We start from the raw sequence: 12,613 nt of genomic DNA, 5'->3' as shown, positions 1-12,613 counted from the left end.
AAAGGTGAGCCGCACCTTTTCCAAAGGTTTGCGTCATGATTTTGGAGAGAAGGCTCCACGTAAGCCAACTTGTTAGCGGAGCGGATAACCCAAATCTAATATAAAAATATAAGACTGTTTCCATTATTTTTTATCGTACTTACACATTTGAACCACTGTAGTCCAAATAAAATTAAATTTAAAATTTGATGATTCTTTAATTTCTACATTCAGATCATTTGTAGGGAGTACTCGGTTACAGAAACCGTAACCAATATGGTTACAAATCTCTCGCGATTTTCAAATATAAAATATAGAAAGTAAAAACCATAAACCAATTACCTAAGAAAGGGGTAAAGAATGAAAAATATTTTTTTAATAACACTATTGATGTCAATCGCGACATTGAATGCAAATGCAGCAGGAAATCTGTTCGTTGAAAAGTGTAGAAATACTCATCCTCTGAGTTCATATGAGGATTGCAGTATTAATACAAACAGCGGATACGGTGCTTACCTGTGCGCACTTGACGAAGCTACAATAAGATGTCGCTCTGCCGGGAATGTAGATTGCGTAGAGTTGGGCGTAACCTTCAAAAACATCATTAGCAATGAATTTATCGGGTATAAAGCATGCGAAGCTAAAGTAACTGTTCGAGGCTGGAGATAACTAAATCAAGGGCAGCTAGAATTTTCAATCACCCTCACCCTTAAATACCAAATCCTAGCTGCCCACATTTAATATCGTCGACTTACATTACGCAACGTTGTCATTTTTATAAGCTCGAACAATTTGTATAGAATACCTGGTTACGAATTTAGTAACCATAATGGTTACAAATATTTCGAGTTTTTGATTTAACTAAAGTATAAATACAAACTAATTTAAAGAGGAATACATATGAAAAAAATATTATTAATTTTATTGTTACTAGCCGGATCCAATACTTTCGCAGAAAATATTTCCATCTCAGATTATAAAATAATTATTGCAAGCACTGAACAAATTGAATGCCGTGATGTAGCTGCTATGAAAGTCCGTCTAATCCAAGAATCTAAAATAGACACGGATACAATGTGTTCAGAAGTTCTCTTTTTAGTAGAATATGCTCCTGTTCAATCATACAGATACGACAACCACGACTACCGTGTTTCCGTCTACTGCAAAGAAAGAAACTATTCCGACATCCTCGCCGTCAGTTTATTTAAAACTTGCCTACAAGAATCAGATTTAAAATGCGTAAAGCTTAAAGATAATCTCGATAGAATTAAGAAAACTAAGTACAAATCACAAAACTTATTCAATGGTGATACAAGCAAATATACTCGTGAAACAAACAGATGTCTGTAATGCAATTTAGCAAAGATAAGGAGTGAAATAATGAAAAAGATATTATTAATTTTATTGTTACTAGCAGGGGTCAATACTTTCGCAGCCAATATTGATATATCAGATTACAAAATAATTGACAGAAGTGAAACTGGTGTAGAATGCATAGATGTAGCTACAGAGAAACTACGTCTGGCTCAAAAATCTAAAATAGATTTGGATACAATGTGCTCCGATGTTCTCTTCCTAGTAGAATTTAATTCTTATGTGAAAGACTACGTAGGTCGCGTTGAATACCATATCTCACTATACTGCAAAGAAAGAAATTACTCCGATATACTAGCCGTAAGCTTATACAAAACCTGCTTACAGGAATCAAATTTAAACTGCGTAAAGCTTAAGGAAGCTCTAGACAAAATTAAAAAAACTAAGTATCGAACTCAAAGTTTTTTTAGTGACTATTGGAGCAATAGCGCCAAAAGAAACAACAGATGTCTGTAGAAAAAAGGAAATCGAAAAATTCTAAACCCAAGCAAGCCACGGATTCACTATCCGTAGCTATACTTAAAGGTGTTCTTTTAAAAAGACAATCCAAAAACTCTAGCTATTCTCTCAGAGCTTTTGCTAAATCTTTAGGTATTAGCCATACAGCTCTTTCTTTAATTTTTAATGGTAAACGAACTATTAATTTTAATTTAATTTCGAAAATAGCAAATAAATTAGATTTAAACTTTAGGCAGAGAAAACTTTTTTTAGCTGAGTACAATCATGGTTTAACAGGCACAAATAATCAGAATCTTGAGGAATCATTCAATCTTATCGATGAAGATAAATTCAATGTGATTGCCGAATGGCAACACTATGCAATTCTGAGTTTGATAGAAACAAAAGATTTTTCAATGGATTACGATTGGATCTCAAAGAGACTGGGAATTTCTGTGCTCCTGGTTAAAACTAGCATAGAAAGATTATTTAGATTAAAACTTATAGAAAAGAATGCAAAGGGAAAATGGCAGCAGGCTGGCGGCTACATAAGAGTCAACAACAACCAATCGACCGCTGCAAGAAAGAGCTTTCATCAACAGCTAATTAAAAAAGCTTATCGCTCTCTTAATAACGATCCCTTTGAGATTAGAAATCATTCAGCAATTACATTTGCTATGAATCCAAAAGATATTCCTTACGCAATGGAAAGATTAAAAGAGTTTCGAATTCAGCTCTCAGAAGAACTCGAAAATATGAACCCCAAAGAAGAAGTTTATAACTTATGTCTACAACTCTACCCTGTCTCAAGGAGACAATCATGAAACTATTAGCCTTATTAATTGTAATTCTCATAACTCCACCTAGCTTTGCCGGAAATGACGGGGGAAGCGGCGGCGATGCATACGCAAAAGAATTTGAAATGCTCGCAAGAGAACTCCATAAAACTTTTAAACAAGATGAAAGTAATCCTGCACTTATCAAGTGGAGATTAAAGCCTTCCTTGTTTGAACTAGTCGTAAATACGACACTACTTAGAAGTGCAGATGGCTCTGAAGTTATCTTAGACGCCATGGAGGTTGATGCAATTAACTATAAAAATAGACGGTTAATCCTGATAAACCAAGATAGATGGAGACAAAGAAGTTTACTTCAAAGACTAGAACTCACTCTTCATGAATATCTTGGTATTCTAGATATTGAAAAAGGAAATTATATTGTAACAAATGAACTCTCCGATTTAATTGTACAAACATACAATAGAATTAAGAATTCGAACTCCAATCAAATAAATCTTTTCTACGGTAACCAAAAGATCGGATCATCAATGAATAGTGCAATCATTTGTGATCAATCATCACCCGCCTATGCAGACGCCGTGGAACTTGCAAAGAACGAAGCCATTACAAAGTGCTCACTACAAAATAAGTCGTGTAAGATTTTAAGCTTAACAGCAGAGCCTATTATCAGTTCCCTAGTGATGGGCTACAAGTATTGCTCCGTAACCGCAATCGCCAAATAAAGGTGAGCCGCACCTTTTCCAAAGGTTTGCGTCATGATTTTGGAGAGAAGGCTTCACGCAGGCCTTCGCCGATCATGTTGAGTAATACCAAGATAATCAACATTGCTAATGCCGGATAAATTGCTAGCCACCATGCGATTGTGAAATATTTTTCAGCTTGTGCGAGTAACTCACCCCAACTTGGAGTTGGCGCAGGCAATCCGAATCCTAAGAAATCAAGAGATGCTAATCCCACTATATGACCGGAAATTACAAACGGAGTGAATGTCAGCACGGGACCTAGTGCATTGGGTAGAATGTGTTTTAAGATCAAACGCATGTGCCCACCCCCCATAGCTCTCGCTGCTTCCACGAACTCTCTCTTTCGATATTTTAAAAATTCCGCACGGACATAATAACTGATAAAAATCCAACCGAAGGCTGTTGAGATAAGAACCAATAGACTCATACTAGGCTCAAAAATTGAAACCAATATGATTAGTAGAAAAAACTGCGGAACCGTACTTAGAACTTCAACAATCCTTTGAGTGATAAGATCAAATTTCCCACCCCAATAACCCATCACTCCGCCAATGAACATTCCTGATCCAAAAGAAAAAAACCAAACCAGAATTGCAAATGTGATAGAGAATCTAAATCCATAAACTAATCTAGACAGAACATCTCTTCCTCTGTCGTCTGTACCTAATAAATTATCTCTTGTAGGTGGACTTGGATAATCAGAAAGGGAATCATTTGCTTCGTAAGGATCCCATTTTACCAGCGGCCATATTGCCCAATCCCCTTCCTGAAATAAAAGAAGTCTATAGTTCATGACTAAGATATCTTCATGGCCAAAAAGTGATGGATGATAATTTTTTACAACTGGAAAGTAGAGATCGCCTTTATAGTTCATCATTAAAGGCTTATTGTTGGCCCAAAATTCTGACGTTAAACTGACAACCAAGAAGGTTGAAAAAATAATTGTCGCTATAACATTACGCTTACTTTTTTTAAAAGTGCGATAACGCTTTAACGTCAGCTCATTTTTAATCAACTTCTCTACCATACAATCCTTAGCACTTGCGAAACCAAAAGGTGGTCTGCACCTTTACGTGTCGCACTTGCGTTAATTAAAATCGATTCTAGGATCGATCAATACATACATAATATCGCTAATAATATTCCCAACCAAAAACAGTACACTCTGAATAAAAACTAAACCCATAATCACATTGTAATCACGAGCCATTGTAGAATTGAAACTCAATAGTCCAATTCCATCCAATTGAAATATTTTTTCAATCAATAAACTTCCTGCAAAGAATACTCCAATGAATCCACCAAATCCGGTAGCTATTGGAATCATGGCATTTCTAAGAGCGTGCTTCATAACAACAGCTTTTTCATCCAACCCTTTGGATCTTGCTGTACGTATATAATCTTTAGAAATTTCTTCTAAGAGCGAGTTTTTCATTAACAAAGTTAGGGTTGTGAAACTGCCAATCACATAACAAGCCAGTGGCAGTATAAAGTGATGGATTCTGTCCCAGATTTTAGCTCCAAAAGACATTTCTGCGTACCCATCCGAGAAAAGTCCTCCGATTGGAAAAATATCTAAGAAGCTTCCTCCCGCAAGATAAACAATCATCAAGATCCCCAACATAAATGGAGGTACCGAATATAAAATTAAAAGTATAAAGCTTGTGAACCAATCAAACTCAGTCCCATTCTTAACAGCTTTAATAATTCCTAGAGGAATACTTATCAAATAGGCTAAAATAAAAGAAAGAACTCCAAATTGAATAGAAACTGGAAACTTACTGACAATTAGCTCTGTCACAGGCTCTTCATAAGAAAAACTTTCCCCAAAATCTAAAGTGGCAATATTTTTAAGCCATATGAAATATCTAGTGACGAGAGGTTTATCAAAACCGTACTGAACCTTTAGAGCTTCAATTACTTCCTCACTGACCGCATTTTTTTCTGAAGTAGAATTTCCACCTGCGAATCTAATCTGTTGAATCTTTTGTTCAATAGGTCCGCCAGGAGCCAAATTGATAATAATAAACACCACAACGGTAATCCCGAAGAGTGTTGGTAATATCAAGATGAGTCTTCTCAGTAAGTACTTTAGCATTTTATATTTTTATTTTTTCTTCCACCAGAAACTCGTACCCACACCGAACTTGTAAGTATCTTTTACTTTTTCAAGACTTGAACGATGTGCGTACACAACGTTACTCGGGTTGAATAAGAAAATATATGGAACATCAGCCGCAATTAAGTCATTTAACTTTTTTAATTTTTCAGCTCTTTTGCTGCGGTCCCAAGTTGTTCTGGCGTCGTCGATCAACTTATCAACCTCTGGATTGTTATAGTTAATAAAGTTCGATCCACCTTTGTTGCTTGTAGAGTGCCAAATTTGTTTTGGATCCCATTCAATTCCGCCCCCAGCCCAAGCCATAGTTACAGCGTCAAATTTTTTCTCATCTAAGAGTTTCGAGAAAGTGTTCCATTCCACATTCTTCAGCCCGATATCGACACCCACCTTTTTGGCATCTTCCTTAAAGACCGTGAGGTATCTCGTCCACTGCTCAGTAGGAAGGAGAATTTCAATTTTTAGATTTGTCTTTTTACCATCGATAACTTTATCTAAAATTCCATTTTTATCTGTGTCTTCCCACCCGGCAGACCTTAAAACTTCTAAGGCTTTTTTGGGGTCAAAGAGAATTGGTTTCAAGCTAGAAGATTTAAATTCACTCAGTAAACCCGGCGCTGAAGTTTTTTCTGCCAATCCATATCTAAATTTCTCAATCATCATGTCTCTATTCATAAGATGAGCAAGTGCCAGTCTTACTTTCTGATCAGCTAGAATTTTATTTTGGAGATTTAATCCAACCCAGTTGTAACCTTTAGGACCATCGTTTTTTGTTTTAACTTTGATTAAAGTTTTCCCCCATTCTGGGCCGTCTGTTTTTTTAACAAACTGCTCTGGCTCTAATCCCATGTAATCGATATCGCCTTTTTTGAGCATCTCTAGTTGAATATTTGGAGAGTCAATAAATCTAAATACAATGCGATCAAAATTGTATTCACCATCTTTATTTGCTTTTTCCCATCCCCACCAATTTGGATTTCTTTTTAAAGCAATTCTTCTGCCCTTCTCGTAAGTATCAATCATGTAAGGGCCAGACCCTGTGACTGTTTTATTAATTTTTGCTTTAGGGTCTTCATAAATATGCTTAGGCACAATGGCAAGCTCAGCAGCCACATCAAAATTTAAGAAATAATTTGTAGAAGCTGTGAACTTTACAGTTTTAGCATCTACGATATCGCAAGACGATAGCCCTTCGTAATAAGGCATCTTAGACATTGCTTTGTATTTTGGATCTTTCATTGTTTGAAAGCTAAATTTTACGTCTTCGACAGTGAGAGGCTTTCCATCTGACCACTTTAAGTTGTCTCTTAGAGTAAATGTGAATGTCTTTTTATCTTTAGAAATTTCCCACTTCTCCGCAAGATTCGGTTCCCAGTCGTAAGTGTCTACGTTTTTACCTAATAAACCTTCAACGATATAACCCAATACCGTACTCGCTGAGGCATCTGAATAATTGATTGGGTTGAGCGTGATCGGTTCAGACGTAATTGCAGTCGTAAAATCCCCGCCCTGCGGTCTTTTTTGTGCGTAAGCTTGTGAATTAAATAGAGAGAACAAAACAACTGCTGATAAAAGTATTTTCATGATGTAACTCCGTCGAAGCACTATTGACTTAAAACCTCTAAATAGATTAAGTTTTTCAGATATTTAAAGCAAGTCTAGTCGTGGCTCAATCAAGCCAGACAAGGAAGAGAAAATGGGCAAAAAAACACCGAAAAAAAACCAGAAGAAAGACCTGAAAAAGAAAACAAAAAAAATCAAACCCGCTGAATTGCAAATTTTCGGTCTTGAAACAGCAAAACAAGACGCACAACTTGTCCTTATACCTGTTCCCTGGGAAGTGACGGCAAGTTATGGGAGCGGTACTTCGTCGGGTCCAGAATTGATTTTCGAAGCAAGCTCCCAAGTGGATCTTTACGATATCGAAGTAAAAAATGCTTACGAATGCGGCTACTATATGCTTCCGGTTCCGCAAAAAATGAAAAAACAAAACATCGCTTTGAGGAAAGAAGCCCTCAAAGTAAATAAGACTCTTCAGAACTTACAGAAATTAAATACGGCACAAACTAAAATTCAAAATAAAATCAACAAAGCCAACGACGAGATGATTGAGTATGTTTACACGAACACAAAAGAAATTCTAAAAAGCGGAAAGGCCTTCGGTATAATCGGTGGCGATCACTCTGTTCCTTACGGCGCAATCAAAGCACTCAGCGAACACACCAATGGAAACTTTGGAATTCTTCACATAGACGCTCACTTGGACTTGAGAGACGCGTATCTTGGATACCAACATTCTCACGCGTCCATTATGAACAACGTTGCCAAGCTCCCTCTGGCCCCCAAAAAGATCATTCAATTTGGCATTCGAGATTTTTGTGAAGACGAAGTGAACTTTATGAAAGATCACTCGGGAAAATTTTTAACTTACTACGACCTTCCTACAAAACAGCAACTGTTGAATGGAACAAGCTGGTTAAAAATTTGCAAAGAAGCAATTTCACAACTTCCAGATCAGATTTACATTTCATTTGATATCGACGGAATGGATCCGACTCTTTGCCCAAATACAGGAACTCCCGTTCCCGGTGGATTGAGTTACGAGCAAACCCTTGCGCTCTTCTCTACCATTCATGAGATGGGAAAAAAGATTGTTGGTTTTGACTTGGTAGAAGTTTCTGGCGGTACAGATGATTCAAATCCCAATTATGAGTGGAATGGAAATGTGGGAGCAAGAATGCTCTACAAACTTTGCGGCTGGGCCATGGTGACCCAGGGCCGCTATTCAGTCTAATTGATTATCTTGCGTATCTCTTATTTAGAGATTCGCGCATTTCAGCACCTTCAATAGACAACCTTGTCCAAGGTATCGCTAGTAAACGATCATGCTCAATTGGCTCTTCTGTTTCTTCGCAAACACCAAACTTCCCTGTTTCGATGCGTGCTAGAGCGGCTTCGATCTCAGCAAGTCTGTCTCTTAGACGTTCTTGTTGAGTTAGATATTCACCTTCCGCAATGATTCTCATAGTTTGATCTGCTTCGTCGCCCCCGCGGTCATCAGAAATCAAATTGCTGCGGCTATCACGGAAACGATTCAGAATATCCATCTTCGCTTCGAGTAGCTTTTCTTTACATTGTTTAATCACTTTTTCTGGCATTCTCATCTCTGTTCCCCCCTAGGTCTAAAGATTGAACCACTTTCAAGATGAAATATTTACACGCTAATGGTTCCATTGTGCAACTAAATTTCTTAAATTGCCTTAAATGTATGACGCAAGGTATCGGATTATTTTTAGAAAAACTTAAGTTTCATTCGAGGAATCCAATAAAACAGGAAGTCTTATGAAGTGCAGAGGCAAATTACTACCTATATATAAGAGGAGCCTCCAACAAGGCAGATGGCATTTTTATTTGATTCCGTCTCAAAGTGATAAATCTAAGGAAACGGGGCAGTGATCTGAGCCTTCGATTTCATCGTGGATATCCGCCGCCTTGAAATATTTTTCAAGATTCTTGGTAGCGCAAATCATATCAATCCTCCACCCTCGATTCCCCAATCGTGCTCTTTCCATCTGATTCCACCAAGAGTAGCGGTCTTTCTCTGTGGGATGAAAATGTCTGAAAGTATCGATGAAACCCATATTCTGAAACGACTGAAACCATTCTTTTTCAATGGGCAGGAACCCACTCGTTTTGGCGTGCTTGATGGGATCATAAATATCAATATCCGCCGGTGCGATATTGTAGTCTCCAACCACAATGATCGGCTCGCCTTTAGCAACTTTTGGCTTTAGGTGTGCGCTGAGAGATTTGAGAAATTCCATTTTATAATTATGCCTTTCAATACCAGAAGCACCATTTGGGAAATAGATATTGTATAAGGTGAAAGCTTCATGCCTTGTCATAACGACACGCCCCTCACTATCGAACTTCTCCAAACCAATTCCAGGAATCATTTCTTTGACAGTGTCTTTATAAAAAGTGGCCGTTCCAGAGTAACCTTTTCTGATTGCGCACGACCAGTGACTATCAAAACCCAGAGGATTGATTTGGTCAGGAGTGAGTTGGTCCTTTTGACATTTAGTTTCTTGTAGGCACAAGACATCAGGCTTCAGATTTCCCCAGAAGTCCAAAAATCCCTTTTTATATACAGCTCTAATTCCATTCACGTTCCAAGATATGATTCTCACCGCTAGATTCCTTTTTGCTCCGTTAGTCCTTGTGACACAGGTTGTGCTAAGTAGTCTTAACATTGGCTTTACCATATTTTTATGGCAACTTAAACGAAGTTTAAATGATTTTTCGTACTAAGCGCCACAGCGCTTAGTGCAACCAGAGGAGATTCACATGCCAATGATCGGTCATCCAGCTCCCCAGTTCACTACTCCAGCAGTAGTTGGCGGCGGAGATTTCAAAGACATCAGCCTTTCAGATTTTAAAGGACAATGGGTGGTTTTATTTTTCTACCCACTAGATTTCACATTTGTTTGTCCAACGGAAATTCTTCAATTCAGAGATGCACTTCCAAAATTCAAAGAAAAAAACGCAATTATCCTGGGCGCATCTGTGGACTCTGTTCACTCGCACAAAAGATGGATCAAAGACGACCTCAAAGAATTGGGCTTCCCATTACTTGGCGACGTTACAAAAAGATTATCTCGTGATTACGGCGTTCTTCTTGAAGACAAAGGTATCGCTACACGCGGCACTTTCATCATCGATCCAGAAGGTATCGTGCAATACATGGGAATTCATAACTTGAACGTTGGTAGAGATGCTAACGAAGTGTTGAGAGTTGTCTCTGCTCTGCAAACGGGTGAGCTGTGCGGCGCTGGCTGGAAAGCTGGAGATAAGTTCGTAAAAACTAACTAAGAGTTTTTTAAATCTGAAAATAAAAAAGCCAAGTACCCTGAAGGTCCTTGGCTTTTTTTTGGATCTTTACAAGAATCAACCACCACAACAGTATTCTATCTTGAGGCCTTCATCTGTAAACGGAACCTCACTAGTTAGAGCTTCACAAGTGCATATAAAAGGTACCCCTTAGTTTTCCGTACTGTCATCGCGTCAATATCCAAAAAGTGCCCTGCACCTTTATGTGTCGCAATTGCGTTATTTAAAAATATTTATTCAAAATAAAGTTGACGAGTTTCTTGATGGATTAAATGAACTGCATTTAATTTTTTTAGATTTGCTTTTGTTTTTTAATTTATTTTGACTGTTGTCGAGAGAAAGCCTTTCTGTGCGTCTAATATCATTTTATAAATATGCTTTTCAATTTTCAAATCAAAGCTTACTAGACAATGCCAAAAGACTTTCTAATGAAGAAAGAAAAATAACGACCGAGATACTCCATAACTTAAGATAGATCGAAACCAGAAAGCTTCACTTGGAATTGGGCTATTCTAGTCTTTTTGAGTATTGTTTAAGAGAGCTAAAGTACTCGGAGTCCCAAGCCCAAAGAAGAATCTCTGCTATGAGATTAATAAAAGATCTTCCAGAAGTAGAAGCTAAAATCAAAGAAGGCTCTTTAAGTCTATCCAATGCAGCAAAGATTCAAAGCTTTATTAGACAAGCCTATAAAGATGAGAAGCCTTTGAACCTTTTAGAAAAGAAAGAACTTATTCAAAAGATAGAGAATAAATCGACGAGAGAATGTGAATTGGAGCTTATCAAGCTCTCACCTGAGCCTATAATTACAAGATCAAAGGAAAGAATAATCAGGGAAGAATATACCGAGCTTAAGCTCACTATTAAAAAGGATCTTAAAGATAAAATAGACCAAGTTAAAAACTTACTCTCTCATCAAAATCCCGAGGGAGACTTGAACAAACTCTTAGAACTTATGTGCGATATGGTTATTAAAAAGAAAGATCCATCACAACGCAGAGCCTCTACCTCGCAGCAAGTGGACTTAAAAAAAGAAGTAAAAGCTCAAAAGATAAATAAAAATGTTGTTGGAACTTTATCCAAAGAAATTTCAAATTCCAAGAATCGAAAAATATGTAAACCAGTTAACCGCTATATTCCAGGAACTATCAAGCAAGAAGTATACATGAGAGATAGCGGATGTTGTACTTTCACTGATCAGAAAACAAAGAGAAGATGCAATTCAAAGCATTTAATCCAATATGATCATATAAAACCGATAGCATTTAATGGTGAAACCACTGCTCAGAATTTAAGACTTCTATGCTTTCGACATCATAAGCTTGTTACTGATCGAGTATTTGGGGTGCAATCAAGAAACCATGATTTTTAAGCTATTTATTGGCTTAAAACTGTTTTATTAATGACTGGGTACGCTCATCATTAGGCTTATTCAAGTTTTCGGCGGCATTTTCGGTGCTTTTAATTATCTCCATTAATATGAAGCAGAACGTCTTAATAGCTTCCGCTGGCACAAATTTTGATGTTTACAAAGATATGAAGTTACAAAACTTACTAGGAGTCATTTTTCTTGCCTTTACTGTGCAAACTTTAGCCATATGTCAGCCTCTTTGGGCTATGACTTGTGCAAACTTATTTTCTCCTGCACACCGTACTTCTCTTGAGCAAGTAGAACCAATTACAATTGAAATTACCCTATCAAACTACTATAAAATTTCTCAGGAACTAAATACAAGCCTGGAGACAGTAATAAGTGAACTCTCTCCTCAAACTCGCAACCAACACCCAAACATGTTTAATGGAACAGGGGAGATTTTTAGGCACGCCATACAAAACACTATTCAACATAGCTCCCGAGAGTTAGAGAGAGGCGATTATGAAAATGCTCGGACTACTGCGCGTGTTTCTATTTTTTCTAATGAAAATTTCGTATTTGTTCAAATAATCAATCCTAAAATAAAGGAATTCCCGAGATATTTAGAAAGGGAATTTAGTAAGTATGATGAAATCGAAGTTCCAGACCGACAAAGGAGAGGCAATAGAGGCTTAGGGTTTGCTCTCGCATTTCTACATTCGGATATGAAGCCCCTGCCAGAAGGCTCCACAGTAAAGTGGTCAAGTTCTAGCATTGAAATAAATTTTACGCTCAAAATTGCCTTATCACGTTAAAAGTGGCTCAAAGACAAATAGTAGGCCATCAAGAGAGACTATTAATTGTTGATTAGACTACCGTGACACTGACTTTTATAACATTCATTATATCGAAACTTACA

At 37.4% G+C, this 12,613-nt stretch carries 14 protein-coding genes; 9 read left to right on the top strand and 5 right to left on the bottom strand.

The window, feature by feature from the left end:
• Positions 1-369 precede the first annotated feature (369 nt).
• The 5 genes from V4596_12570 (at position 370) to V4596_12550 (ending at position 3,313) form a co-directional block, all read left to right on the top strand.
• Positions 370-648 (top strand): hypothetical protein, encoded by a 279-nt coding sequence (locus V4596_12570; protein ID MES2769971.1) that lies wholly within the window; start codon positions 370-372, stop codon positions 646-648.
• A 231-nt stretch (positions 649-879) separates the two neighbouring features.
• Positions 880-1,329 carry a hypothetical protein gene (locus tag V4596_12565; GenBank protein MES2769970.1) on the top strand — a complete coding sequence of 150 codons (450 nt, stop codon included), beginning with the start codon at positions 880-882 and terminating at the stop codon, positions 1,327-1,329.
• 30 nt (positions 1,330-1,359) lie between these two features.
• Positions 1,360-1,809 (top strand): hypothetical protein, encoded by a 450-nt coding sequence (locus tag V4596_12560; GenBank protein MES2769969.1) that lies wholly within the window; start codon positions 1,360-1,362, stop codon positions 1,807-1,809.
• The gene (locus V4596_12555; protein ID MES2769968.1) at positions 1,800-2,615 is read left to right on the top strand and encodes a TIGR02147 family protein; all 816 of its coding nucleotides are present in this window, start codon (positions 1,800-1,802) and stop codon (positions 2,613-2,615) included. The genes V4596_12560 and V4596_12555 overlap by 10 nt, the downstream gene beginning before the upstream one ends.
• Complete coding sequence (locus V4596_12550; protein ID MES2769967.1) at positions 2,612-3,313, top strand: hypothetical protein; 702 nt, start codon at positions 2,612-2,614, stop codon at positions 3,311-3,313. Before V4596_12555 ends, V4596_12550 begins: the two co-directional genes overlap by 4 nt.
• A gap of 31 nt (positions 3,314-3,344) precedes the next feature.
• On the opposite strand, the gene V4596_12545 is transcribed toward V4596_12550, so the two are convergent.
• The 3 genes from V4596_12545 to V4596_12535 form a co-directional block, all read right to left on the bottom strand.
• Positions 3,345-4,211, bottom strand: coding sequence for an ABC transporter permease subunit (locus V4596_12545; protein ID MES2769966.1), 867 nt, complete (start codon positions 4,209-4,211; stop codon positions 3,345-3,347).
• Between the two features lie 210 nt (positions 4,212-4,421).
• Positions 4,422-5,432, bottom strand: coding sequence for an ABC transporter permease subunit (locus V4596_12540; protein ID MES2769965.1), 1,011 nt, complete (start codon positions 5,430-5,432; stop codon positions 4,422-4,424).
• 9 nt (positions 5,433-5,441) lie between these two features.
• Positions 5,442-7,037 (bottom strand): ABC transporter substrate-binding protein, encoded by a 1,596-nt coding sequence (locus V4596_12535; GenBank protein ID MES2769964.1) that lies wholly within the window; start codon positions 7,035-7,037, stop codon positions 5,442-5,444.
• 112 nt (positions 7,038-7,149) lie between these two features.
• On the opposite strand from V4596_12535, the gene V4596_12530 reads away from it, so the two are divergent.
• Entirely contained in the window at positions 7,150-8,247 is a 1,098-nt protein-coding gene (locus V4596_12530; protein ID MES2769963.1) for an agmatinase family protein, read from the top strand.
• Between the two features lie 4 nt (positions 8,248-8,251).
• Here V4596_12530 and V4596_12525 read toward each other — a convergent pair whose 3' ends face one another.
• The gene (locus V4596_12525) at positions 8,252-8,617 is read right to left on the bottom strand and encodes a TraR/DksA family transcriptional regulator (GenBank protein ID MES2769962.1); all 366 of its coding nucleotides are present in this window, start codon (positions 8,615-8,617) and stop codon (positions 8,252-8,254) included.
• 258 nt (positions 8,618-8,875) lie between these two features.
• Positions 8,876-9,643, bottom strand: coding sequence for an exodeoxyribonuclease III (locus V4596_12520; GenBank protein ID MES2769961.1), 768 nt, complete (start codon positions 9,641-9,643; stop codon positions 8,876-8,878).
• Between the two features lie 157 nt (positions 9,644-9,800).
• Here V4596_12520 and V4596_12515 point away from each other — a divergent pair, with 157 nt between their 5' ends.
• From V4596_12515 to V4596_12505, 3 genes are all read left to right on the top strand, one after another.
• Entirely contained in the window at positions 9,801-10,325 is a 525-nt protein-coding gene (locus tag V4596_12515; protein MES2769960.1) for a peroxiredoxin, read from the top strand.
• Positions 10,326-10,926: 601 nt separating this feature from the next.
• Positions 10,927-11,712, top strand: a complete 786-nt coding sequence (locus V4596_12510; protein ID MES2769959.1) for an HNH endonuclease — start codon at positions 10,927-10,929, stop codon at positions 11,710-11,712.
• 164 nt (positions 11,713-11,876) lie between these two features.
• Entirely contained in the window at positions 11,877-12,509 is a 633-nt protein-coding gene (locus tag V4596_12505) for a hypothetical protein (GenBank protein MES2769958.1), read from the top strand.
• Positions 12,510-12,613 lie beyond the last annotated feature (104 nt).

This window comes from Bdellovibrionota bacterium, from assembly GCA_040386775.1.
Taxonomy (GTDB): Bacteria; Bdellovibrionota; Bdellovibrionia; order Bdellovibrionales; family JAEYZS01; genus JAEYZS01.
Note: the sequence above shows the minus strand (reverse complement) of the source record. Positions and strands in the feature narration are given on the sequence as shown.